This is a genomic window from Pseudomonas sp. RC2C2 (assembly GCF_018390435.1).
GTDB classification, from domain to species: domain Bacteria; phylum Pseudomonadota; class Gammaproteobacteria; order Pseudomonadales; family Pseudomonadaceae; genus Aquipseudomonas; species Aquipseudomonas donghuensis.
The window spans coordinates 3,763,639-3,786,504 of record NZ_JAHBAX010000001.1 but is presented as its reverse complement, the minus strand read 5'-3'; the positions used below and the strand labels follow the sequence as shown (position 1 = coordinate 3,786,504).

At 63.3% G+C, this 22,866-nt stretch carries 20 protein-coding genes and 2 pseudogenes; 10 read left to right on the top strand and 12 right to left on the bottom strand.

The window, feature by feature from the left end; genetic code table 11:
- The first annotated feature begins 20 nt into the window (after positions 1-20).
- Complete coding sequence (locus KHO53_RS17510; protein ID WP_249684610.1) at positions 21-2,168, top strand: type I secretion system permease/ATPase; 2,148 nt, start codon at positions 21-23, stop codon at positions 2,166-2,168.
- An 11-nt stretch (positions 2,169-2,179) separates the two neighbouring features.
- Positions 2,180-3,535 (top strand): HlyD family type I secretion periplasmic adaptor subunit, encoded by a 1,356-nt coding sequence (locus KHO53_RS17505; protein WP_010223051.1) that lies wholly within the window; start codon positions 2,180-2,182, stop codon positions 3,533-3,535.
- 122 nt (positions 3,536-3,657) lie between these two features.
- Here KHO53_RS17505 and KHO53_RS17500 read toward each other — a convergent pair whose 3' ends face one another.
- The 4 genes and pseudogenes from KHO53_RS17500 to KHO53_RS17490 all read right to left on the bottom strand — a co-directional run bounded on the left by KHO53_RS17500 (position 3,658) and on the right by KHO53_RS17490 (position 6,931).
- Positions 3,658-4,257, bottom strand: a complete 600-nt coding sequence (locus tag KHO53_RS17500) for a tRNA-uridine aminocarboxypropyltransferase (protein ID WP_010223052.1) — start codon at positions 4,255-4,257, stop codon at positions 3,658-3,660.
- A gap of 78 nt (positions 4,258-4,335) precedes the next feature.
- Positions 4,336-5,313 (bottom strand): annotated as a pseudogene (locus KHO53_RS26045) (methyl-accepting chemotaxis protein); the annotation flags it as partial.
- A 273-nt stretch (positions 5,314-5,586) separates the two neighbouring features.
- Positions 5,587-5,895 (bottom strand): annotated as a pseudogene (locus tag KHO53_RS26040) (PAS domain-containing protein); the annotation flags it as partial.
- Between the two features lie 142 nt (positions 5,896-6,037).
- On the bottom strand, positions 6,038-6,931 hold the full coding sequence (locus KHO53_RS17490) for a LysR family transcriptional regulator (RefSeq protein WP_010223054.1): 894 nt from the start codon (positions 6,929-6,931) through the stop codon (positions 6,038-6,040).
- Between the two features lie 222 nt (positions 6,932-7,153).
- On the opposite strand from KHO53_RS17490, the gene speB reads away from it, so the two are divergent.
- Entirely contained in the window at positions 7,154-8,104 is a 951-nt protein-coding gene (speB, locus tag KHO53_RS17485; RefSeq protein ID WP_010223055.1) for an agmatinase, read from the top strand.
- A gap of 145 nt (positions 8,105-8,249) precedes the next feature.
- Positions 8,250-9,629 (top strand): sodium:solute symporter family protein, encoded by a 1,380-nt coding sequence (locus KHO53_RS17480; protein WP_010223056.1) that lies wholly within the window; start codon positions 8,250-8,252, stop codon positions 9,627-9,629.
- 54 nt (positions 9,630-9,683) lie between these two features.
- Here the strand turns inward: KHO53_RS17480 and KHO53_RS25785 are convergent, their stop codons facing one another.
- Both KHO53_RS25785 and ptrR read right to left on the bottom strand, forming a co-directional pair.
- Entirely contained in the window at positions 9,684-9,809 is a 126-nt protein-coding gene (locus tag KHO53_RS25785) for a PA1414 family protein (RefSeq protein WP_010223057.1), read from the bottom strand.
- A gap of 123 nt (positions 9,810-9,932) precedes the next feature.
- Complete coding sequence (gene ptrR / locus KHO53_RS17475) at positions 9,933-10,826, bottom strand: putrescine utilization regulator PtrR (protein ID WP_010223058.1); 894 nt, start codon at positions 10,824-10,826, stop codon at positions 9,933-9,935.
- A gap of 106 nt (positions 10,827-10,932) precedes the next feature.
- On the opposite strand from ptrR, the gene KHO53_RS17470 reads away from it, so the two are divergent.
- Entirely contained in the window at positions 10,933-12,114 is a 1,182-nt protein-coding gene (locus KHO53_RS17470) for a YbfB/YjiJ family MFS transporter (protein WP_036994229.1), read from the top strand.
- On the opposite strand, the gene KHO53_RS17465 is transcribed toward KHO53_RS17470, so the two are convergent.
- The 3 genes from KHO53_RS17465 to KHO53_RS17455 form a co-directional block, all read right to left on the bottom strand.
- Positions 12,065-12,991 carry a DMT family transporter gene (locus KHO53_RS17465; protein WP_010223060.1) on the bottom strand — a complete coding sequence of 309 codons (927 nt, stop codon included), beginning with the start codon at positions 12,989-12,991 and terminating at the stop codon, positions 12,065-12,067. The genes KHO53_RS17470 and KHO53_RS17465 overlap by 50 nt on opposite strands.
- Positions 12,992-13,100: 109 nt before the next feature.
- Entirely contained in the window at positions 13,101-13,493 is a 393-nt protein-coding gene (locus KHO53_RS17460; RefSeq protein WP_010223061.1) for a hypothetical protein, read from the bottom strand.
- Between the two features lie 234 nt (positions 13,494-13,727).
- Positions 13,728-15,053 carry a DEAD/DEAH box helicase gene (locus KHO53_RS17455; protein ID WP_010223062.1) on the bottom strand — a complete coding sequence of 442 codons (1,326 nt, stop codon included), beginning with the start codon at positions 15,051-15,053 and terminating at the stop codon, positions 13,728-13,730.
- Positions 15,054-15,197: 144 nt separating this feature from the next.
- On the opposite strand from KHO53_RS17455, the gene KHO53_RS17450 reads away from it, so the two are divergent.
- Positions 15,198-16,499, top strand: a complete 1,302-nt coding sequence (locus KHO53_RS17450; protein WP_010223063.1) for a mechanosensitive ion channel family protein — start codon at positions 15,198-15,200, stop codon at positions 16,497-16,499.
- On the opposite strand, the gene KHO53_RS17445 is transcribed toward KHO53_RS17450, so the two are convergent.
- The 3 genes from KHO53_RS17445 to KHO53_RS17435 all read right to left on the bottom strand — a co-directional run bounded on the left by KHO53_RS17445 (position 16,440) and on the right by KHO53_RS17435 (position 18,555).
- Positions 16,440-17,318 (bottom strand): carboxylate/amino acid/amine transporter, encoded by an 879-nt coding sequence (locus tag KHO53_RS17445; protein ID WP_213570557.1) that lies wholly within the window; start codon positions 17,316-17,318, stop codon positions 16,440-16,442. The two genes, KHO53_RS17450 and KHO53_RS17445, sit on opposite strands and share 60 nt — an antisense overlap.
- Positions 17,319-17,531: 213 nt before the next feature.
- Entirely contained in the window at positions 17,532-18,131 is a 600-nt protein-coding gene (locus tag KHO53_RS17440) for an FMN-dependent NADH-azoreductase (protein ID WP_100783142.1), read from the bottom strand.
- Positions 18,132-18,240: 109 nt separating this feature from the next.
- Positions 18,241-18,555: a hypothetical protein gene (locus tag KHO53_RS17435; RefSeq protein WP_010223066.1), complete on the bottom strand. Its 315-nt coding sequence runs from the start codon at positions 18,553-18,555 to the stop codon at positions 18,241-18,243.
- Positions 18,556-18,604: 49 nt separating this feature from the next.
- Between KHO53_RS17435 and KHO53_RS17430 the strand changes: the two genes are divergently transcribed.
- The 4 genes from KHO53_RS17430 to KHO53_RS17415 all read left to right on the top strand — a co-directional run bounded on the left by KHO53_RS17430 (position 18,605) and on the right by KHO53_RS17415 (position 22,803).
- Positions 18,605-19,528 (top strand): PA3225 family LysR-type transcriptional regulator, encoded by a 924-nt coding sequence (locus KHO53_RS17430; protein WP_010223067.1) that lies wholly within the window; start codon positions 18,605-18,607, stop codon positions 19,526-19,528.
- Between the two features lie 14 nt (positions 19,529-19,542).
- Positions 19,543-20,355: an alpha/beta fold hydrolase gene (locus KHO53_RS17425; RefSeq protein WP_213570556.1), complete on the top strand. Its 813-nt coding sequence runs from the start codon at positions 19,543-19,545 to the stop codon at positions 20,353-20,355.
- Entirely contained in the window at positions 20,349-20,906 is a 558-nt protein-coding gene (locus KHO53_RS17420) for a peptidylprolyl isomerase A (protein ID WP_010223069.1), read from the top strand. Before KHO53_RS17425 ends, KHO53_RS17420 begins: the two co-directional genes overlap by 7 nt.
- A gap of 64 nt (positions 20,907-20,970) precedes the next feature.
- Complete coding sequence (locus tag KHO53_RS17415; RefSeq protein ID WP_213570555.1) at positions 20,971-22,803, top strand: ABC transporter ATP-binding protein; 1,833 nt, start codon at positions 20,971-20,973, stop codon at positions 22,801-22,803.
- The last annotated feature ends 63 nt before the right edge of the window (positions 22,804-22,866 follow it).

Here is a 22,866-nt window from a genome sequence, read left to right as displayed (position 1 = left end):
AGTAGGCGACCGTGACCAGCATGCAATCTGCGAGCTCGGCAATAGATCCGCGCCAGAGTTTCGATGACCCGTTACTCGATGGCTTGCTGATCCTCTGCAAGCTGCACGGTTGCACCGCCAGTCGCGCCGGCCTGAGTGCCGGCCTGCCGCTGCCCGAGCAACGCCTGAGCCTTGAGCTGCTGCCCCGGGCTGCGGCACGGGCCGGGTTGCAGGCACGCGTCCTGCGCCGTGAGCTGGGGGCGATCTCGGCGCTCAACCTGCCTGTGCTGTTACTGCTCAAGGACGGCCGCTGCGCAGTGCTGCGCCGCTGGGGCGATGACGGCCGGGCGTTGATCCTGCCGTGTGAAGCCGAAGGTGGCGAGCAGTGGGTCAGCCGCCAGGAACTGCTTGAAGCCTACGCTGGGGAAGCGCTGTTCGCCCGCCCCCGCCACGAACTCGAAGACCTGCGTGCGCCGTTGATGCCGCGGGTCAACGCCTGGTTCCGCGACACCCTGAAGCTGTCCCGCTGGCTCTACAGCGACGCCATCCTCGCCAGCTTGCTGATCAACCTGTTGGGGCTGATGGTGCCCTTGTTCGTCATGCAGACCTACGATCGGGTGGTGCCCAACCAGGCCACTTCGACCCTCTGGGTGCTCACTGCCGGCCTGCTCATCGGCACCCTGTTCGAATTGACCCTGCGCGTGGTCCGCGCCCACTTGCTCGACCAGGCCGGGAAAAAGACCGACCTGATTCTCTCTGCCACCCTGTTCGAACGCATCACCGGCATGTCGATGAAAGCCCGCCCCGCGACCGTTGGCGGTTTTGCCCAGAGCATTCACGACTTCCAGGGCTTGCGTGAATTTCTCACCGCCGTAACCCTGACCAGCGTCATCGACCTGCCCTTCGTGGTGCTGATGCTGGCGGTGATCGGCCTGCTCGGCGGCTGGCTGGTGGTCATCCCGCTGATCGCCTTCCCGCTGACCATCCTCTTCGCCTTGTTCATTCAGGTGCGCCTGCGCGATACCGTGCAAAAAAGCCTGGCCCTGGGTGCCGTGCGCCAGGCGCTGCTGATCGAAACCCTCGGCGGCCTGGAAACCCTCAAGGCCTGCAGCGCCGAAAGCGAGCGCCAATACCAGTGGGAAAGCACCCATGGCGCCCTCACCCGCCTCGACGCCCACGCCCGCAACCTGTCGGCCATCGCCACCAACGGCACCCTGTTCATCCAACAGTTTTGCGGCATGGCCACCATCGTTGCCGGGGTTTACAGCATCATTGCCGGCAACCTCAGCGTCGGTGCCCTGGTTGCCAGCTACATGCTCGGCAGCCGGGTACTGGCACCGCTGGGGCAGATCGCCGGGCTGATCACCCGCTACCAGCAGGCACAACTGACCATGCGCAGCACCGATGCGCTGATGGCCTTGCCCCAGGAACGCCAGGCCGGCCAGCAGCCGCTGGAACGCACCCACCTGCACGGCGCCCTCGACGTCAACCACGTGAACTTTCGCTACCACGGGCAAAACGCCGCCGCCCTCAACGACATCAACTTCAGCGTCAAGCCGGGCGAGCGCATCGGCATCATCGGCCGCAGCGGCTCCGGCAAAAGTACCCTGGCACGCCTGCTGATGGGCTTCTATGCCCCGGATGAAGGGCAAATCCTGCTCGACAACATCGACCTGCGCCAGCTGGACATCGCCGACCTGCGTCACCAACTGGGCTATGTCGCCCATGACCTGCCGCTGCTGGCCGGCAGCCTGCGCGACAACCTGACCCTCGGCGCCCGCTATGTCAGCGATGCGCGCATGCTCGAAGTCGCCGAACTGACCGGCGTCAGCGAACTGGCCCGCCAGCACCCGCAAGGCTTCGACCGCCCGGTGGGCGAGCGCGGTCAACTGCTCTCCGGTGGCCAGCGCCAGGCCGTGCTGCTGGCCCGGGCGATGCTGCTCGAACCGCCGATCATGATCCTCGACGAACCCACCAGCCACATGGACAACAGCAGCGAAGACCAACTGCGCCAGCGCCTGCATGGCTGGGTGCAGGGCAAGACCTTGCTGCTGGTCACCCACCGCACCTCGCTGCTCAGCCTGGTCGACCGCCTGCTGGTGCTGGACAACGGCAAGATCGTTGCCGACGGGCCGAAGGACGCGGTCATCGATGCACTGCGCAAAGGCCGCGTTGGCGCGGCACTCTAGGGGGTCCATCCATGTCCGTAAGCCAAGGCCTGCGCAGTTACTTCCAGAGTTTCGGCAAGACCGCCGAACGCGAGTTCATGCCCGACGTGGCGGGCGCCACGCTGCAGGATTCGCCGCGCCTGTCACGCATCACCGTATGGCTGGCCGCAGCGTTGTTGCTGGTAGCGCTGCTCTGGGCCAAGTTTGCCGTGCTCGATGAAGTGACCATGGGCGAAGGCAAAGCCATTCCGTCGAGCAAGGTCCAGGTGATCCAGAACCTTGAAGGCGGCATCGTCACCGAAATCTTCGTGCGCGAAGGGCAGATGGTGAACAAGGGCGATACCCTGCTGCGCCTGGACGACACGCGCTTTTTGTCCAACAAGGGCGAGAGCGAGGCCGACCGCTTTGCCCTCACCGCCCAGGTCGAGCGCCTCTCGGCCGAAGCCGAAGGCCGGCCATTCCAGCTCTCCGAAGAGGTACGCAGCAAGGCACCACAGGTGGCGGAAGACGAGCTGGCGTTGTATCAGTCGCGCCAGCGCCGCCTGAACAGCGAGAAGCAGACCCTCAACGAACAACTGCGGCAGAAAACCCAGGAACTGGCCGAGTTCCGCTCCAAGGTCGAGCAGTACCGCTCGGCCCTGGCGCTGCTGCAGCAAGAGCTGAACATGTCCACGCCCCTGGTCGGCACCGGGGCAATCTCGCCGGTAGAGATCCTGCGCCTCAAGCGCAGTACTGTGGAAGCCCGCGGCTCGCTCAACGCCACCAGCCTGGCGATCCCCCGCGCCGAAGCGGCAGTGGCCGAGATCAAGAGCAAGATCGAAGAGTCTGAAGCCGGGTTTCGCTCGGAGGCCGCCAAGGAGCTCAACGAAAAACGCACCGACCTGTCGAAGATCACTGCCTCGAGCATCGCCATCGACGACCGGGTGACCCGCACCACGGTGGTTTCGCCAGTACACGGGATCATCAAGCTGCTCAAGGTCAACACCATCGGCGGCGTGGTCCAGCCCGGCAGCGACCTGCTGGAAATCGTGCCGCTGGAAGACAACCTGCTGATCGAGGCCAAGGTACGCCCACAAGATGTTGCCTTCCTGCACCCCGGGCAATCGGCGATGGTCAAGTTCAGCGCCTATGACTACACCATTTATGGCGGCCTCAAGGCCAAGCTCGAGCTGATCAGCGCCGATACCGTCACCGATGACAAGGGCAATGCCTTTTACCTGATCCAGGTACGTACTGACCGCAACCATCTGGGCGGTGACAACAAACCGCTGCTGATCATCCCGGGCATGACGGCCACGGTGGACATCATCACCGGGCACAAGAGCGTGCTCGACTACCTGCTCAAGCCGGTGCTCAAGGCACAGACCGAGGCGATGCGCGAACGCTGAGGCGTTCGGGAGCTGCTGAGTGCAGCTCATCGCCGGCAAGGCCGGCTCCCACAGTGAGTGTGTCTACCGGTCTTGTGGGAGCTGGCCTTGCCAGCGATCGAGCGCGAAGCACTCGCAACAGGTCAGCGCAAATGATTACGCTCGTACGTCTCGCGCCCCATCGCCGCGATCTGCCCCTCGATCAGCGCCTCGAACGGCTTTAACAACGCATCGAAACCCTGCGGCGCCTCCAACACGTTCAATGCCTGCACCACCGCCTCCAGGGTCGACAACGCGCCCGGCTGCGGTGCCTTGCGCAGGCGATAACGCGACGGCAGCACTTGCGCCAGGGTCACCCGCGGCAATCCGCCCAGCAACGGATTCAAATGCAGCAACTTGCTCGCCTTGCGCCAGGTGCCATCCGGCACCACCAACTGCCACGGGCGATCATCCTGGCCGTCGGCATAAGCCTCCAGCGGCAACGCCTCATCCCCCGGAAACAACAACGCACTGCGATACCCCGGCGCCTCAAGCAGCTCAGGCAGGTCCTCGAACACTTCCCCCACCCGCAACTGCGCATTACGCAAGCCAAGCGCCGCCAGCTTGGCGGTATTGAGGGCATGGCGCACTTCACTGGGATGCTGCAGCAACAGCACGCGGGTGCGGCTGCCCAGGGACGGGATCAACGGACAAAGACAATGAGCTTGTGGGCGCAAACAGCGCTCGCAGTGGATTCTGGACATCGGGTTCTCCTGAGCGGGCAAAGTGTGCCACAGCAGCCCCGAAAAAAGCCCACTTCCCTGTGGGAGAGACGCAAAGCGTCAGCGGTTGAAACGTTCAGCCAGGCTGTACAGGTAATCGGCCATGCGTTCGAGGTCCTGGCTGATCTCGGCGCCCTGCTTGGCCTGCCCGGCGCTGTGATCGCAGAGCTGGGCGATGCGGGTGATCTGTTGGTTGATGTCCTCGGCGACATGGCTCTGCTGTTCCGAGGCGGTGGCCATCTGCTGACTCATACCGGTGATGCGGCTGACCGCCTGGGTGATGCCCACCAGCGCCGACTGCACCGCCTCGACGCTGTGCACACTGTCGCGAGAAATCTGCTCGCCTTTGCTGGCACTGGAGACCGCCCGCTCGGCGCCGGCGCGCAACGAGGCGATGATCTGGTGGATCTCCTCGGTCGAGGTGCGGGTACGCTGAGCCAACGAACGCACTTCGTCAGCGACCACGGCGAAGCCCCTGCCCTGCTCGCCGGCCCGCGCCGCTTCAATGGCGGCATTGAGCGCCAGCAGGTTGGTCTGCTCGGCAATCGAGGTGATGACATCGACCACGCTGCCGATCGACTGGGTCTGGTCGGCCAGGGCATTGACCGCCTGACCGATGTCGCTGACCGCCTCGGCCATGCTGCCCATGGCGCGTAGGCTCTGCTGCGCCAGGTCACTGCCCTGCTGAGCCAGGTGGTCGGCGTCAGAAGCGGCGGTGGCGGTGTTCTGCACATTGTGGGTCACTTCCTGGATGGTCGCCGCCATTTGCGCGATGGCCGTGGCCGACTGGTCGGTTTCGCTGCGCTGGCGGTCGAGCATCTGCGCCTGGGCGCCAGACAAATCGGACGACTGCGCGGCACGCGCCTTCACCCCCACGCCAGCATCCACCAGCCGGGTCAGTGCCGTTTGCAAGCGCGCTTCTTCACTGAGGATTGCCAGGTCCAACTGGCCCTGCAGGCCGCTGTTGTCGCTATAGGTCAGGGCCACCAGAGGGCTGGTGAAGGCTTTCGGGTGCTCGCCCAGGGTACGGCGGATCACCCGGTTCTGGCGTGCCTCGATCAGGTACCAGGCGCTGAGCAAACTGGCCATCAATACGCCCAGCGCAGCGTACTGCGGTAGCCACAGGTAGCTGATCGCCGAAAGCACACCCGCCGCCACCAGTGGCCAGCCATGTTCCAGGCTAGCGCCAAGTCGCGCCGCCAGCGGTACCGGGCTTCGCCCCTGGCGCAACCGCGCATACAGACTTGTCGCGCGGCGGATCTGCTCGCGGCTCGGTACCGAACGCACCGACTCGAAGCCGCTGATCCGGCCGTTCTCGTAAATCGCCGTGACGTAGGCACTGACCCAATAAAAATCGCCATTCTTCGAGCGATTTTTCACCACCCCCATCCAGGGTTTGCCCTGTTTGATGGTGTCCCACATGTGGCCGAACACTGCAGGTGGCATGTCCGGATGACGCACCAGATTGTGTGGCTGACCGAGCAATTCCTCGTAGGTAAAACCGCTGATGGCGACAAAGGCATCGTTGCAATAGGTGATACGGCTGTTGAGGTCGGTGGTGGAAATCAGCCGTTGTTCGCTCGGAAAGGTTCTTTCATGCTCAGTGACGGGCAAATTCATGCGCATCTGGGCGATCCCTGCAAAGGAAATGATGGGAAATTTCATCAAGCCAATACAGGTTTAGCAGAGCAATTACGGGGTTGCGGCCGATACTTTCAGGATTTTTTGCAGCAGTGACTAAATTTTTCAGTGACTGTTTCGTTCAGGCAGACGTGAGTTGCGCCTTGAGCAGATCGCGGAAGGTCTGAATCAAGGGTTCGCGGCTGCGGCCACGGCGAATGATCATGGAGAACGGCGCCTGATAGCCGAAGGTCGCCGGCGATAGTACCCGCAAATCGCCCTTATCGGCCCAGGCCTGGGCGTAGTGCTCCGGCAGGTAGCCGATATAGGCGCCCGACAACACCAGAATCAGCTGCGCCTCCATACTTTCCACGGTCGCCGCGCTGTGCTTGAAACCGTGGCGGGCAAGCTCTGCTTGGCTCCAGTAGCCGCGACCGACCATGCGCTGCTGGGTGATCACCTGCTCGGGAATGCGCCGCTCGTTGAACAGCGGATGGCGGTTGCTGCAATACAGCCAGTGCTGCTCACGGTACAACGGCTGATACACCAGGCCGCTCATGCGCGTGGAAAAGGCGCCGATGGCCAGGTCCAGGCGGTTGTCCTGTACCCCCAGTTGCAGCTCGTAGGGGCTCGATACCGAGAGGTGCAAGTGCACCGCCGGGTGTTCCTGGCTGTAGGCGCCAATGGCTTCGGCCAGGGGCAAGGCCCGATCACCCACCGTGGAGTCGATCACGCCCAGGTTGAGGGTGCCGCGCAATTCGCCCTTGAGCGCCGCCGCGTACTGCTCGAAGCCGTCCATTTCCGCCAGCAGGCGCAAAGTCTCCTGGTGGAACAGTTCGCCCTTGCTGGTCAGGCTGAAACCACCGCGGCCGCGATGGCAGAGGACGATGCCCAGCGCCGCCTCCAGCTGGCTCATGTAGGTACTGATCGCCGAGGTCGACAGGTTCAGCTCGCGCTGGGCATTGGCGAAACCCTGATGACGCACGACGCTGACAAAGATGCGCAGGAGTTTCAGGTCAGGCAAGGCAGAGGCCATCTGATCGCGGTCCGCTGAGTGACAGATGGCCGGATTCTAACCCCAACACTGGCATTAGTTCAGAAAAACCTGAACTAAGTATTTGCCTGTAGCGATTCTTTTCATCCACTACCTTTTGCAGACTCTGCCGCAATGCACCTGCTTGCCGGCATTTCAGGGGTTGCCCCAGGCCAGCCAGACAGGTTCCAACAACTAGAACAATCGAATCGATGAGGCCCGACCGTGGACAAGATTCTGCACCAACCACTGGGCGGCAACGAAATGCCGCGCTTCGGCGGCATCGCCACCATGCTCCGTCTCCCTCACCTGCAAAGCGCCGAAGGCCTGGATGCCGCGTTCATCGGCATCCCCCTGGACATCGGCACCTCGCTGCGCTCCGGCACCCGCTTCGGCCCACGGCAGATCCGCGCCGAATCGGTGATGATCCGCCCGTACAACATGGCCACTGGCGCTGCGCCCTTCGATTCGTTGTCGGTTGCCGATATCGGTGACGTGGCGATCAACACCTTCAACCTGCTCGACGCTGTGCGAATAATTGAAGAAGCCTACGACGAAATCCTCGAACACAACGTCATCCCCATGACCATGGGCGGTGACCACACCATCACCCTGCCGATCCTGCGGGCGATCCACAAGAAGCACGGCAAGGTCGGGCTGGTGCACATCGATGCCCACGCCGACGTCAACGATCACATGTTCGGCGAGAAAATCGCCCACGGCACCACTTTCCGCCGCGCCGTCGAAGAAGGCCTGCTGGACTGCGACCGTGTGGTGCAGATCGGCCTGCGCGCTCAGGGCTATACCGCCGAAGACTTCAACTGGAGCCGCAAGCAGGGCTTTCGTGTGGTTCAGGCCGAAGAGTGCTGGCACAAGTCGCTGGCGCCGTTGATGGCCGAAGTGCGCGAGAAAGTCGGCGGCGGCCCGGTGTACCTGAGCTTTGACATCGACGGTATCGACCCGGCCTGGGCGCCCGGTACCGGCACCCCGGAAATCGGCGGCCTGACCACGATCCAGGCGATGGAAATCATCCGCGGTTGCCAGGGCCTGGACCTGATCGGCTGCGACCTGGTGGAAGTCTCGCCACCTTACGACACCACCGGCAACACCTCGTTGCTCGGTGCCAACCTGCTGTACGAAATGCTCTGTGCACTGCCGGGCGTGGCTCGCCGCTAACGGTTGCACACCAGGAGTTGCAACAGGGCAGGAGCCATGACAGTCGGGCCGCAACGACGGCCCACTGAGTAGACGAATGACCCGGCGCCAGGCTTGCCTGGCGCCGGGGTCGATCTCACCATAATAAAGATAATTGGAGACACCCATGGCCTTGGACATATTCGTTGTTCTGATCTACGCGGCCGGCATGCTCGCGCTTGGCTGGTTCGGCATGCGCCGGGCAAAAACCCATGAAGATTACCTGGTGGCCGGGCGCAACCTGGGCCCAAGCCTGTACATGGGCACCATGGCCGCCACGGTCCTGGGCGGCGCTTCGACCGTCGGTACCGTACGCCTTGGCTATGTACACGGGATTTCCGGCTTCTGGCTGTGCGCCGCCCTGGGCCTGGGCATCATTGCCCTGAACCTGTTCCTGGCCAAACCACTGCTGCGCCTGAAGATCTTCACCGTCACCCAGGTGCTGGAAAAACGCTACAACCCCATGGCCCGCCAGGCCAGCGCGGTGATCATGCTCGCTTACGCGCTAATGATCGCGGTGACCTCGACCCTGGCCATCGGCACCGTCCTGCAAGTGCTGTTCGACCTGCCGTTCTGGGGCGCGGTGCTGCTCGGTGGTGGCGTGGTAGTGGTGTACTCGACCATCGGCGGCATGTGGTCGCTGACCCTGACCGACATCGTCCAGTTCGTGATCAAGACCGTCGGCCTGATGTTCGTCCTGCTGCCCATCTGCCTGTACAAGGTCGGTGGCTGGGATCAACTGGTGGCCAAGCTGCCCGCCAGCAACTTCAGCCTGACCACCATCGGCTGGGACACCATCATCACCTACTTCCTGATCTACTTCTTCGGCATCCTGATCGGCCAGGATATCTGGCAACGGGTGTTCACCGCCCGTGACGAGAAGGTCGCCAAGTATGCGGGCACCACCGCTGGGGTTTATTGCGTGATCTACGGCCTGGTGTGCGCAGTGATCGGCATGGCGGCGCATATCCTCCTGCCGGATCTGGACAACGCCAACAACGCCTTTGCCGCAATCGTCAAATCCGCCCTGCCTGACGGCATCCGCGGCCTGGTGATTGCTGCTGCGCTGGCGGCGATGATGTCGACCGCCAGTGCCGGCCTGCTGGCAGCGTCCACGGTACTGACCGAAGACCTGCTGCCGAAACTGCGTGGCGGCAAGCAGTCGAGCCTGGGCATCAACCGCCTGTTCACCCTGCTGACCGGTATTGCCGTGCTGGGTATCGCCCTGGTGGTGACCGATGTCATCAGCGCGCTGACCCTGGCTTATAACCTGCTGGTGGGCGGCATGCTGATTCCGCTGATCGGTGCCATCTACTGGAAACGCGCCACCACCGCAGCGGCGATCACCAGTATGAGCCTGGGCTTCGTCACCGCTCTGGCGTTCATGATCAAGGACGGGATGGATGCCAACACGCCGATCTACTACAGCCTGGCGATCGGCCTGGTGAGTTTTGTGCTCGTCAGCCTGATGTCGCGCCGCCCGGTAGGCGCCGTCAACCTGGCCTGACCTGCAGATGCAGCACGGCCGTCGCATCAGCAATGATGCGGCGGCCGACGTGTTTTAGCGACGTGGCTGGCGCTTGCGCTGTTCTTCGTCAGTTGGAATCGGCACCGGCTGTAGCGGTGGCGGGATCAGGCCCAAGGCAGCGGCCAGGTCGTGGAGCCAGTTGAACAGATGGTTTCTCATAACTCCCCCTTACGGGTCAGCCTGCACGGCGAACAAATCCTGCGATGCTTCATACAGATCATAGCCCGATGTCTTACATTGCGCATGTTGAAAACATACGACCAAAGCCAAGTTTGATCTCCCTCAAGCACTGACCGCCAGCCCCGGCGCCTGTGCAACTGTTTCCCCTTGTTGCAAATCGATCCAGGCACTCAGGTTCGCCCCGCGCATGCCCTTGCGCCACATCAGCCAGGTGGTGGCCTGGCCGAACGGCGCCTGCAGGCGATGCACCGCCACCCGCTCCCTGCCCGGCAGGCTGTCGAGCATCGACTGGGCCATCAGCGCCACCCCTGCCCCGGCGATTACGCAGGCGAGCATGCTTGGGTATGACTCGATCTCCATGGCCCGGCCCATGGCCGCATGATCATGGGCATACCAGGCTTCCAGGCGCATCCGGTAGGAACAACCCTGACGAAAGGTGAACACCGCCCGCCCGGCGACATCGCGGGCACTGCGCACTGGCGCATGGCCGGGCTCGGTGATCAGCACCAGGGTTTCATCGCACAGCGGTACCCCATCGAGCCCGGCCAGGGCTAGCGGTCCATCAACCAATGCCGCGTCCAGGCGGCCACTGAGCAAGCCTTCGAGCAACTCGCCGCTGGGCGCCGCCTGCACCTGCAGGTTCACCGCCGGATAAGCGCTGTGGTACCGGGCCAGCAGCTCCGGCAGGTGAATCGCCGCAGTGCTGTACATCGAGCCGAGGACGAACTCCCCGGCGGGTTGCCCGCCCTGCACGGCGGCAAAAGCTTCATCATGCAGGGCAAGCATGCGCCCAGCGTAATCGAGCAGCACCTTGCCCGCCGGTGATAGCTGCAAACGCTGGCGTTCACGGCGGAACAGCTCGACGCCCAGTTGCTCTTCGAGCTGGCGCAGGCGGGTCGACAGGTTCGACGGTACCCGGTGCAGGCGCTCGGCAGCGCGGGTCACCGAGCCCTCCTCGGCCACCGCCTGAAAAATCCGCAACTGGCTGAGCTCCATGAGACATTCTCCAAAACAGAATAAGTTTCTCATAATTATTCAATTTTATTGAAAATCAACCGGCTTTAGCCTGACGGTCATCCACGCTTGTGCAGGAATCGCCGCCATGTCGCCACTTGCCCGCCTTCTCGCCTGTGCCGTTGCCCTGATGATGGCCATGGGCATTGGCCGCTTCGCCCTGACCCCGCAGTTGCCGCACCTGATCAGCGAAGGCCAGATCAGCCTGACCGCCGCCGGCCTGATCGCCGCCGCCAACTACCTGGGGTATTTCCTCGGTGCGCTGGACGCCATGTTCGCCCGCCGCCCGGGCCAGGTCAGCGCGCGCCTGCACGCAGGGCTGTGGCTGTGTGTAGTGCTGACCCTGGCGTCGTTCTGGGCCAGCGGCTTCTGGGCCCACCTGCTGCTGCGCTTTGGCACCGGCGTGGCCAGCGCCTGGGTGCTGGTCATGCTCACCAGCCTCAGCCAGCAAGTGGCGGCGGCCAGCAACCGGCCACGGCTGGGCGCCCTGGTATTTGCCGGGCCTGGCGTGGGAATTTTGCTTACCGGCATGCTGGCGCTGGTCGCCAACCTCAAGGGCCTGGGTTCGGCACCTTTGTGGCTGATCTACGCGGCGGTTGCGCTGCTGATGCTGCTGGTCGTGCTGCCAGCGCTGCCACGTCCGCAGCCAGACATGCCTGCTGGCAGCCCGGCGCTCGCCCAGCCCGCCGCACAAGGGATGGGCCGTTTGGGCGGGGTGTATGCGCTGTACGGTATCGGTTACATCATCCCCGCGACCTTCATGTCGCAGATGGCCAGCGCGCGCTTTCACGGGCACTGGCTGGCTGATCTGTTCTGGCCCGGCTTCGGCCTGGCGGCAGCGCTGGGCGTGGTGCTGGTCAGCCTGCGCCGCCCGGGCATGGGCAGTACCTCACACTGGCTGATCGCAACCCTGTGGCTGCAGGCCGCCGGCGTGTTCGCTTGTCTGCTGGGCAACGGCCTGGGCCTGGCGCTCGGGGTGGTCCTCTGTGGCGGCCCGTTCCTGGCCTGTATGCAACTGGTAATGCAACGCTCGCGGGAGCTGGCGCCGCAGGCAAGCCAACGCAATGCCGGGTTGCTGACCGCCTGCTTTGCCCTCGGCCAGCTCAGCGGGCCGTTGCTGGCGGCGCTGAGCAATCAGTTTGCCGGCAGCCTGCAAGCCGCGCTGGTCATCGCGGCCAGCGGCCTGTTACTCGCAGGCATGCTGCTGTTGCGCGCGCAGGCTAGCCGAGCAGGCTGCGCAGGCGTCGGCGCACCCACTGCTCAGCGCTGACCAGGGTCACCCCGAGCAGCACCATGATCGCCCCGAGGACGAAGTTCAGGCTCAGCGGCTCGCCGAGCAGCAGCACCCCGAAGGTCACCCCGAACAACGGGGTAATAAAAGAGAACACCGCCAGGTTCGAGGCCAGGTAGCGGCGCAGCAGCCAGAACCAGGTCAGGTAGCTGAAGAACGACACGATCAGGCCCTGGAACAGCAGGCTGCCGATCGATAGCGGGGTGAACTGCACGTGGGTAACCTGACCACTGGCGACGGCTATCAGCAGCAAGCCGACGAAACCGACCGCCAATTGATAGAACAGCGTCAGGGTCGCCGGGGCTTCAGACAACCGCGAAGCACGCACCACCACGGTGGTTGCGCCCCAGGCCAGGCCCGCCAGCACACCGAAGGCATCACCGAGCAACATGCGCCCGTCCAACTGCGCCAACGAGATACCACCTGCAAAAGCAAAGGCAATGCCGCCAAACGCCAACAGGATGCCCAGCCACTGCAAGGGCCGCAGCCGCTCGCTCGGCAGCATGAAATGCAGGCCCAGGGCAGTGAACACCGGTGCGGTGTAAAGGAATACCGACATGTGCGCCGCCGAGGTCAGCTTCAGGCCTTCGGCGATGAACAGAAACTCCAGGCCGAACAGCGCACCGGCCAGCAGACCGCCACGCCAGGTGCTGGCTACCTGATCCCAGCCGCCGCGAAAGCACATCAGCAGGCCGACCAGCACCGCCGCCATGCCCGAGCGCATGGCCTGTTGCATGACCGGGGCGATATCCGGCGCGGCCCACTTGATCATGACCTGCTGGATACCCCAGATCAGGCACAGTACCAGCATCACTTGCAGGGCAAAGGCATCGGTATTGCGGCGGCTGACGCTCATCGGGCGCCCCCGGAATCAGGCATCGACATGGCAGGTTCTCGGCAGAAGTGGATCCAGCGCCGATTATCAGCGGCAGCGGCCGCTCAATGCCAGCCTTGTGTTGCCTGCTTCAGGCAATCTGCGCCCTGGAGGCCAATTGATCGAAGGTCGTTTCGTCCAGGGGATCGTCCTGTTCATCCAGTACCTGACGCGGGTGAGCGTTGCCCGGAATGCTGCTGTCCAGCAGGCTCAACAGCCGCGAGCCGCGTTCGGTGAGGATGAAGTTCTCGCCGTTGCCGCCCTCGTCTTCCGGGCGTGACGCAAAATAACCGCGCTCGAACAGCAGCTTTTCGTACTCACATGCCTTGGTTTTCAGATGATCGAGATCGCCAGGGGCCGCACCCTCGGCCGCCAGCTGGGCCGCATGCTGCTCGGCGTAGGGCCTGGGGGTAAAACTGTGCCCGGCGCTGTTCTGCGCTTCGTGCAACAGGCGTTCGATCAGGTCCCAGTCGTAGGTGGTCATTGGCATAGCCTCAATCAGGGTAAGTAAGATTGTGACCGGTGCGCGGGGCTGCGGTTCGACTGATTTTAAGCGTGCCGCCAGCCTGCTGCCCGCTGATCGACAAGCGGTTGCAGGAGCTGAAGGCAGCGGAGAAAAAGACCTGAAATCGGGGTGAAGCTATCGCTGGCAAGCCAGCTCCCACAAGGACGACAAAGAACCTGTGGGAGCCGGTCTTGCCGGCGATGAGGCCGGCGCTTACTCCGCAGCCGGCGCCGGCTTGCGGCGCTTGAGCGGTGCCAGGCCATCGGCGCTGGCCAGCGGGGCGTTAGGCTTCGGCTTGGCGGTCGGCTTGCGCTTGGCTACGACCTTCTTGTCGCCTTTCTTGTCAGCTTTTTTCTTCTTCACACCGGCCGCCTTGCCCGAGGCCTTGACCTTCTTCGGCCCGGTGTACGTACCTTTGACTTCCTTGATCACCCGACGCTCGAAGCTCTGCTTCAGGTAGCGCTCGATGCTCGACATCAAGTTCCAGTCGCCGTGGCAGATCAGCGATACCGCCAGGCCTTCGTTACCGGCACGGCCGGTACGGCCGATGCGGTGCACGTACTCGTCGCCACTGCGTGGCATGTCGAAGTTGATCACCAGGTCCAGGCCGTCGACGTCCAGGCCGCGGGCAGCGACGTCGGTGGCAACGAGGATCTTGGCGCCGCCCTGCTTCAGGCGCTCGATCGCCAGCTTGCGGTCCTTCTGGTCCTTGTCGCCGTGCAGCACGAACGCCTTGTAGTCCTTGGCCACCAGGTGCCCGTAGATGCGGTCGGCCATCACCCGGGTGTTGGTGAAGATGATCGCCTTGTCGTAGGTCTCGTTCTGCAGCAGCCACTGCACGATCTGTTCTTTGTGCTGGTTATGGTCGGCGGTGATGATCTGCTGGCGGGTGCCTTCGGCCAGCTGGCTGACGCTGTTGAGCATCAGGTGTTCAGGGGTTTTCAGCACTTTGCCGATCATGTCGCGCAGGCCGGCACCGCCGGTGGTGGCGGAGAACAGCATGGTCTGTTCACGGTTCGGGCATTCGTTGCACAGGCGCTCGACGTCTTCGGCAAAGCCCATGTCGAGCATGCGGTCGGCTTCATCGAGCACGATGACCTGGACATGCTCCAGGTGCAGGTTGCCGGCATTGAGCTGTTCGAGCAGGCGACCCGGGGTGCCGATCAGCACGTCCGGCACCTTGCGCAGCATCGCGGCCTGTTCCTTGAAGTCTTCACCGCCGGTGATCAGGCCGGCCTTGATGAAGGTGAACTGGGAGAAACGCTCGACTTCCTTGAGGGTCTGCTGCGCCAGCTCGCGGGTCGGCAGCAGCACCAGGGCGCGAATTTCGACACGTTTTTGCTTGAGGTCAACCAGGCGGTTGAGCATCGGCAGGACGAAGGCTGCAGTCTTGCCGCTACCGGTTTGCGCCGTCACCCGCAGGTCACGCCCTTGCAACGCCAATGGGATGGCCGCTGCCTGCACCGGCGTCGGCTCGACAAATTTCAGCTCGGCCACGGCTTTGAGCAGGCGTTCGTGCAGGGCGAATTGGGAAAACACGGGTGTACCTCGGGCATGTGCAAAAAATTCAGTTGCATAGGGTAACGTTTTCCGGCGTCGGAGCCGAATTTCTTTTGGCAACTTCTTGCCAATACGCGCTCTAATGGCCTTGTTTTCGACTTGCGGACCCTCTACGACACCGTTATGGACATTCAACAGCTGTGGCAAAACACCCTGGACCTCTGGGGTACCCTCGATCAACACCCGGTGCTGCACGCCGGTATCGGCCTTGGCGTCCTGTTGGCGATTGCCCTGGTGCTGGGCCGGGTGGCGCGTTTCCTGGTGCTGCACGCCGCCCGCCTGCTCGGTCGCCAGCCGGCCCTGCACTGGGTCAACGACCTGCGCGAGAACAAGGTGTTCCAGCGCCTGGCCCAGACCACCCCGTCGCTGGTGGTGCAGTTTGGCCTCAAGCTGGTGCCGGAGCTCAGCGCCACCAGCCAGCATTTCCTCGGCAACGTTGCCCTGGCCTTCACCATCCTGTTCCTGACCCTGGCCCTGAGCGCCCTGCTCGACGCCCTGCTGGACATCTACGCCCGCACCGAGCACGCCCGTACCCGCTCGATCAAAGGTTACGTGCAGTTGGCCAAGATGGTCCTGTTCGTGTTCGGCGCCATCGTCATCGTCGCCACCCTGATCGACCGCTCGCCGCTGTTGCTGCTCTCAGGTCTGGGTGCGATGTCGGCCGTCATCCTGTTGGTCTACAAGGACACCCTGCTGTCGTTCGTCGCCAGCGTGCAGCTGACCAGCAACGACATGCTGCGGGTCGGCGACTGGATCGAGATGCCCCAGGTCGGCGCCGATGGCGATGTGGTGGACATCACCCTGCACACGGTCAAGGTGCAGAACTTCGACAAGACGATTGTTTCCATTCCCACCTGGCGCTTGATGTCCGAGTCGTTCAAGAACTGGCGCGGCATGCAGCAATCGGGCGGGCGGAGGATCAAGCGCAGCCTGTTCATCGACGCCGGCGGCGTGCGTTTTCTGACCAGCGCTGAAGAGCAGCGCCTGTCCGAGGTGCGCCTGCTGACCGACTACATCGCCCGCAAACGCAACGAACTGCACAGCTGGAACGAGGCCCAGGGCCCGGTGGCCGAGCTGTCGGCCAATCGCCGCCGGCTGACCAACGTCGGCACCTTCCGCGCCTACGCCCTGGCTTATCTGAAAAGCCACCCGGACATCCAGCCGAACATGACCTGCATGGTCCGCCAGATGCAGACCACCGCCCAGGGCGTGCCGCTGGAAATCTACTGCTTCACCCGCACCACGGCGTGGGCCGAGTACGAACGCATCCAGGGCGACATCTTCGATTACCTGCTGGCGGTGTTGCCGGAGTTCGGCCTGAGCCTGTACCAGCAACCCAGCGGCAACGACCTGCGCGCCGGCCTGTTACCCTCGACCTTGCCCAGCCAGCAGCGGGCGCTGAGTGCCGAGACGACTGAGCCATAGCGACGCCAGGATCACCGCCCCGCCGATGAACAACCGGCCCAGCGGCTCGTGCTGGTTCCAGATCAGCAGGTTGACCAGCAAGCCGACCGGTACATGCAGGTTGTTCATCACCGCCAGGGTGCCGCCTGAAACCAGGCAGGCGCCCTTGTTCCACCAGTACAAACCCAGCGCCGTCGGGCACAGCCCCAGGAACAACAGCACCAGCCATTGCACGTCGGTGCTCGGCAGGTGCTGGGTGTTGCCGAACAGCAGGAACGCCGGCAGCACCACCAGCAAGGCGCCCAGGTAGAAGTAGCCGAAACGCCGGTAATGCGGCAGGTCGCTGGGGTTGCGCGCGATCAGGTGGCGGTACAGCACCTGCCCGGCGGCATAGGTGAAGTTGGCCAGTTGCAGGAGCAAAAAGCCCATGAAGAAGTCCGGGCTGATGCGGTCAAAGCGAATCACCGCCGCGCCGGCAACCGCCACCAGCGCCGCCACCAGCGCCCAGGGGTTGAAACGCCGATTCAGGGCATCTTCGATCAGGGTCACGTGCAAGGGCGTGAGAATGGTGAACAGCAGCACCTCCGGCACTGTCAGCACGCGAAAGCTCAGGTACAGGCAGACATAGGTGATGCCGTATTGCAGCGCACCGATCAGCAGCATCGAACGCATGAAGCGCGGTTCGACCTGGCGCCAGCGAGTCAGCGGCAGGAACACCAGCCCGGCCAGCAGCACCCGCGCCAGCACGGCGAAGTAGCTGTCGACATGGCCGGCCAGGTACTCGCCGATCAGGCTGAAGGAAAACGCCTGGATCAACGCGACAATCAATAAATAGCCCATGTGTGCCCCTTGCTGTGGAGGCGGCGACCTTAGCGGTTCGCGGGAGGCCCGGCAACTGCTGAAGGCCCTGCGGGCCTTATCGCTGGCAAGGCCAGCTCCCACAGTGCTTGCATGCAATGGCGAAATAAAAAAGCCCGGTCCTGCACAAGGCAGCGACCGGGCAGGCACACCCAAAGGAGCAACAGGTGTCAGGCGGGAAAATTCATTGCCGGCTCATGCCACCGCAGCGAGCTGCGCCTTGGCCTGGTTCAGGCCCTTCTCGTGGAAATCGCCGCCCATGTTCAGGCCTTCGGCGTGGATGAAGGTCACGTCATGGATACCGATAAAGGCCATGACCTGGCGCAGGTAAGGCTCCTGATGGTCGCTGCTGGCACCGGCATGGATACCACCACGGGCGGTGAGGATGTAGGCGCGCTTGCCGGTCAGCAGGCCCTGCGGCCCGGTTTCGGTGTACTTGAAGGTGATGCCGGCACGCAGTACATGGTCCAGCCAGGCTTTAAGGGTGCTGGGAATGGTGAAGTTGTACATCGGTGCGGCCAGGACCAGCACGTCGGCCGCCAGCACTTCATCGGTCAACTCGTTGGAGCGGGCCAGGGCCTGCAGCTCATCGGCATTGCGCTGGGCTTCAGGCTTCATCCAGCCACCGAGCAGGTTGCCATCCAGGTGCGGCACCGGGTTGACGGCCAGGTCGCGCAGGGTGACCTGGTCGGCCGGGTGGGCGGCTTGCCACTGGCTGACGAAGTCACGGGTCAGTTGCCGGGAGATCGAGTCCTGCTGGCGGGCGCTGCTTTCGATGACGAGTACACGGGACATGGGGCTTGCCTCCATCGGCGAGTTCGGTAAGTCGATGGAGGCAAGATTAATGATTGACCTATCGATAAAAAAGCGTAAAAACTGGGTCCAACCTATCAGTTAAATTGTTTTATTCCGGTTTGCAGCTCAAGGCGATACGCAGCTTGATGATTTCCCGGTTGAACTTGGCCGTGGCATCGACGCTTTTTTTCGCCGGCACCAGTACGCGGCGCACCCGTGGCGCTTCCGGGCCGTTGCGAAAGGACACCTTGCACTGCGCGGCAACGTCGCCATAGTTGTTCAGGGTGATCGAGCCAATGTCACGGTCGGTGTCGTAGGTGGTGTAGTCGACCTTGACGCCGTCGATGTCCTTTTCCACGTCGATGGGATAGGCCAGGGCCGTGAGCGGAAGCAGGGCCAGCAATACAGCACAATATTTCTTCATACGACGCTCTCCATGAAAGAGCGCCAGCTTAGGACAACAGGAGCCGAAGATGAAAGCGCCGCGCGTAACCCTGGACCAGTGGCGGACCCTGCAGGCGGTGGTCGATCATGGTGGCTTTGCCCAAGCCGCCGAGGCCCTGCACCGCTCGCAATCCTCGGTGAGCTACACCGTGGCGCGCATGCAGGACCAGCTCGGCGTGCCGCTGCTGCGCATCGACGGGCGCAAGGCCGTGCTGACCGAGGCCGGCAACGTGCTGCTGCGCCGCTCGCGGCAACTGGTCAAGCAGGCCAGCCAGCTCGAAGACCTGGCCCACCATATGGAACAGGGCTGGGAAGCCGAAGTGCGCCTGGTGGTCGATGCCGCCTACCCCAACGCCCGCCTGGTCCGCGCCTTGAGTGCGTTCATGCCGCAAAGCCGTGGCTGCCGGGTGCGCCTGCGTGAAGAGGTGTTGTCCGGGGTCGAGGAAGTCCTGCATGAAGGCGTCGCCGACCTTGCCATCAGCGGCTTCAATATTTCCGGCTACCTGGGCACGGAGCTCAGTTCGGTCGAGTTCGTTGCCGTTGCCCACCCCGAACACAGCCTGCACCGCCTGGGTCGGGAACTGAGCTTCCAGGACCTGGAAAGCCAGCTGCAGGTGGTGATCCGCGACTCCGGCCGCGCGCAGCCGCGTGACGTCGGCTGGCTGGGCGCCGAACAGCGCTGGACGGTCGGCAGCCTGGCCACCGCCGCGACCTTCGTCAGCAGCGGCCTGGGCTTTGCCTGGTTGCCCCGCCACCTGATCGAACGCGAGCTGCGCGAAGGCCTGCTCAAGCCTTTGCCACTGGATCAGGGTGGCAGTCGCCACCCACTGTTCTACCTTTACTCGAACAAGGACAAACCCCTGGGCCCGGCGACGCAGATCCTCGTCGAATTGCTGCGCAACTTCGACACCGCACCGCTGGATGTGCCCTTCGCCGCGCCCGCCCAAGCCTGACAGGAATCACGCCGATGGCCTACTTCGAACATGAAGGTTGCTCGCTGCACTACGAGGAATACGGCCAGGGCGAGCCGCTGGTGCTGCTGCACGGCCTGGGTTCCAGTTGCCAGGACTGGGAAATGCAGGTGCCGACGCTTGCCCGCCAGTACCGGGTGATCCTCATGGACATCCGCGGCCACGGCCGCTCCGACAAGCCCCGCGAGCGCTACAGCATCGCCAGCTTCAGCGCCGACCTTCTAGCCCTGCTCGAGCAACTGCAGACCGGCCCGGTGCACCTGGTCGGCCTGTCCATGGGCGGCATGGTCGGCTTTCAGTTTGCCGTCGATCACCCCGAGTGGCTGCGCAGCCTGTGCATCGTCAACAGCGCCCCGGAGGTCAAGCGCCGCGGCCGCAGCGACTGGATCTGGTGGGCCAAGCGCTGGGCCCTGGCGCGGCTGCTGAGCCTTGAAACCATCGGCAAGGGCCTGGCCGAACGGCTGTTCCCCAAGCCACAGCAGGCCGACTTGCGGCGCAAGATGGCCGAGCGCTGGGCCAGGAACGACAAGCGTGCGTACCTGGCCAGTTTCGACGCCATCGTCGGCTGGGGCGTGGCGGAACGCCTGGGGCAGATTCGCTGTCCTACCCTGGTCATCAGCGCCGACCAGGATTACACCCCGGTACAACTTAAAGAGCGCTACGTGGCCCTGATTCCACACGCACGGCTGGCGGTGATCGAAGATTCCCGGCACGCTACGCCCCTGGACCAACCTGACCTCTTCAATCAGACGCTGCTGCAGTTCCTGGCGGCGTCCACCACCTCTCAAGGATCATTGAGCCCATGCTGAAAAAACTCCTGCTCGCCACCTGCTCGGTCGTCTTCGCCACCAGCCTGATGGCCGCTGAAAAAGCGCCTCATGTAATGCTGGAAACCAGCTTCGGTCAGATCGAAATCGAACTGAACGAAACCAAGGCGCCGATCAGCAGCAAGAACTTCCTGCAATACGTGGACAGCGGTTTCTACAACAACACCATCTTCCACCGGGTGATCCCGGGTTTCATGGTCCAGGGTGGTGGTTTCACTGAGCAGATGGTGCAAAAAGACACCAAGGCGCCGATTCGCAACGAAGCCAGCAATGGCCTGCAAAACGTCCGTGGCACGTTGTCGATGGCACGCACCTCCAACCCCAACTCGGCCACCAGCCAGTTCTTCATCAACGTTGCCGACAACGCCTTCCTCGACCCGGGCCGTGACGCCGGTTACGCAGTGTTCGGCAAGGTCGTCAAAGGGATGGATGTGGTCGACCAGATCGTCAACTCGCCGACCACCGTCAACAAAGGCATGCGCGATGTACCGGTCGACCCGGTGTTCATCAAGTCGGCCAAGCGTATCGACTGACCCAGGGCTTCACAGGGACGTGAACCAGGCCTGCGGGTCGAACTGAACAGGAGTTACCGTTTTCATGCTGTTTCGCCGCTTCGAAAAGCTCATCGACATCTTCCGTGAGGCGCCTACTGCGGCGCCGCCCACCACGGTATGGCCGTTCTATGTGTACTACCTGCGCCAGGTGTGGCCAAGTTTTGCCGCGCTGCTGGTGATCGGATTCATCGGCGCATTGATCGAAGTGGCCCTTTTCAGTTACTTGAGCCGGATCATCGACCTGGCTCAAGGCACCCCTTCGCTTGATTTCTTCAGCGATCACGCTGCCGAACTGCTGTGGATGCTGGTAGTGGCGCTGATTCTGCGCCCGGTGTTTCTCGGCCTGCACGACCTTCTCGTACACCAGACCATCAGCCCGGGGATGACCAGCATGATCCGCTGGCAGAACCATACCTTCGTGCTCAAGCAGAGCCTGAACTTCTTCCAGAGCGATTTTGCCGGACGCATCGCCCAGCGCATCATGCAGACCGGCAACTCGCTGCGCGACTCGGCGGTGCAGGCGGTGGACGCGCTGTGGCACGTACTGATCTATGCGATCAGCTCGCTGGTGCTGTTTGCCGAGGCCGACTGGCGGCTGATGTTGCCGCTGATGACCTGGATCGCCTGCTACATCGGCGCACTCTGCTACTTCGTGCCACGGGTCAAGGCCCGAGCCGTGATCTCCTCCGATGCCCGCTCCAAGCTCATGGGCCGCATCGTCGATGGCTACACCAACATCGCTACCCTGAAACTCTTCGCCCACACCGACTTCGAGCAGCAATACGCTCGTGAAGCGATCAGCGAGCAGACCGAAAAAACCCAGTTGGCCGCCCGCGTGGTCACCAGCATGGACGTGGTCATCACCAGCCTCAACGGCCTGCTGATCGTCAGCACCACGGGCCTGGCGCTATGGCTGTGGACCCAGTCGCTGATCACGGTCGGAGCCATCGCCCTGGCCACCGGCCTGGTGATCCGCATCGTCAACATGTCCGGCTGGATCATGTGGGTGGTCAACGGCATCTTCGAGAACATCGGCATGGTCCAGGATGGCCTGCAGACTATCGCCCAGCCGGTGAGCGTCACCGACTCGCCGAGCGCTACTACGCTCAAGGTCGATCGCGGCGGGGTGAAGTTCGACAACGTCAGTTTTCACTACGGCAAGGGCAGCCGCATCATCGACGGCCTGAACCTGGACATCCGCCCAGGCGAGAAGATCGGCCTGATCGGCCCGTCCGGCGCGGGCAAGTCAACCCTGGTCAACCTGCTGCTACGCCTGTACGACCTGGAAAGCGGGCGCATCCTCATCGATGGCCAGGACATCGCCCAGGTGACCCAGGCCAGCCTGCGCGCGCAGATCGGCATGATCACCCAGGACACCTCGCTATTGCACCGCTCGATTCGCGAAAACCTGCTGTATGGCCGCCCCGACGCCACCGAAGAAGAGCTGTGGGAAGCGGTACGCCGGGCCCGGGCCGACGAGTTCATTCCGCAACTGTCCGATGCCCAGGGCCGCACCGGCTTCGATGCGCATGTGGGTGAACGCGGGGTCAAGCTCTCCGGCGGCCAGCGCCAGCGCATCGCCATTGCCCGGGTGCTGCTCAAGAATGCGCCGATCCTGATCATGGACGAGGCGACTTCAGCACTGGACTCGGAAGTTGAAGCGGCGATCCAGGAAAGCCTGGAAACCCTGATGCAGGGCAAGACCGTGATCGCCATTGCCCACCGGCTGTCGACCATCGCCCGCATGGATCGTCTGGTGGTCCTGGAGAAAGGCCGGATCGCCGAGATGGGTAGCCACGCGGAGTTGCTGGCGCATCAAGGCTTGTATGCGCGCTTGTGGCATCACCAGACCGGGGGGTTTGTCGGGATCGACTGACAGTAACCTCATCGCGGGTCAAGCCCGCTCCCACAGTGGGAGCGGGCTTGCCCCGCGATGAAG

Bases quoted from the DNA above. Each gene is read 5' to 3' on its own strand.
- KHO53_RS17510 (WP_249684610.1), top strand. From the start codon at position 21: ATGCAATCTGCGAGCTCGGCAATAGATCCGCGCCAGAGTTTCGATGAC.
- KHO53_RS17505 (WP_010223051.1), top strand. From the start codon at position 2,180: ATGTCCGTAAGCCAAGGCCTGCGCAGTTACTTCCAGAGTTTCGGCAAG.
- KHO53_RS17500 (WP_010223052.1), bottom strand. From the start codon at position 4,257: ATGTCCAGAATCCACTGCGAGCGCTGTTTGCGCCCACAAGCTCATTGT.
- KHO53_RS17490 (WP_010223054.1), bottom strand. From the start codon at position 6,931: ATGGCCTCTGCCTTGCCTGACCTGAAACTCCTGCGCATCTTTGTCAGC.
- KHO53_RS17480 (WP_010223056.1), top strand. From the start codon at position 8,250: ATGGCCTTGGACATATTCGTTGTTCTGATCTACGCGGCCGGCATGCTC.
- KHO53_RS25785 (WP_010223057.1), bottom strand. From the start codon at position 9,809: ATGAGAAACCATCTGTTCAACTGGCTCCACGACCTGGCCGCTGCCTTG.
- ptrR (WP_010223058.1), bottom strand. From the start codon at position 10,826: ATGGAGCTCAGCCAGTTGCGGATTTTTCAGGCGGTGGCCGAGGAGGGC.
- KHO53_RS17470 (WP_036994229.1), top strand. From the start codon at position 10,933: ATGTCGCCACTTGCCCGCCTTCTCGCCTGTGCCGTTGCCCTGATGATG.
- KHO53_RS17465 (WP_010223060.1), bottom strand. From the start codon at position 12,991: ATGAGCGTCAGCCGCCGCAATACCGATGCCTTTGCCCTGCAAGTGATG.
- KHO53_RS17460 (WP_010223061.1), bottom strand. From the start codon at position 13,493: ATGACCACCTACGACTGGGACCTGATCGAACGCCTGTTGCACGAAGCG.
- KHO53_RS17450 (WP_010223063.1), top strand. From the start codon at position 15,198: ATGGACATTCAACAGCTGTGGCAAAACACCCTGGACCTCTGGGGTACC.
- KHO53_RS17445 (WP_213570557.1), bottom strand. From the start codon at position 17,318: ATGGGCTATTTATTGATTGTCGCGTTGATCCAGGCGTTTTCCTTCAGC.
- KHO53_RS17440 (WP_100783142.1), bottom strand. From the start codon at position 18,131: ATGTCCCGTGTACTCGTCATCGAAAGCAGCGCCCGCCAGCAGGACTCG.
- KHO53_RS17435 (WP_010223066.1), bottom strand. From the start codon at position 18,555: ATGAAGAAATATTGTGCTGTATTGCTGGCCCTGCTTCCGCTCACGGCC.
- KHO53_RS17430 (WP_010223067.1), top strand. From the start codon at position 18,605: ATGAAAGCGCCGCGCGTAACCCTGGACCAGTGGCGGACCCTGCAGGCG.
- KHO53_RS17425 (WP_213570556.1), top strand. From the start codon at position 19,543: ATGGCCTACTTCGAACATGAAGGTTGCTCGCTGCACTACGAGGAATAC.
- KHO53_RS17420 (WP_010223069.1), top strand. From the start codon at position 20,349: ATGCTGAAAAAACTCCTGCTCGCCACCTGCTCGGTCGTCTTCGCCACC.
- KHO53_RS17415 (WP_213570555.1), top strand. From the start codon at position 20,971: ATGCTGTTTCGCCGCTTCGAAAAGCTCATCGACATCTTCCGTGAGGCG.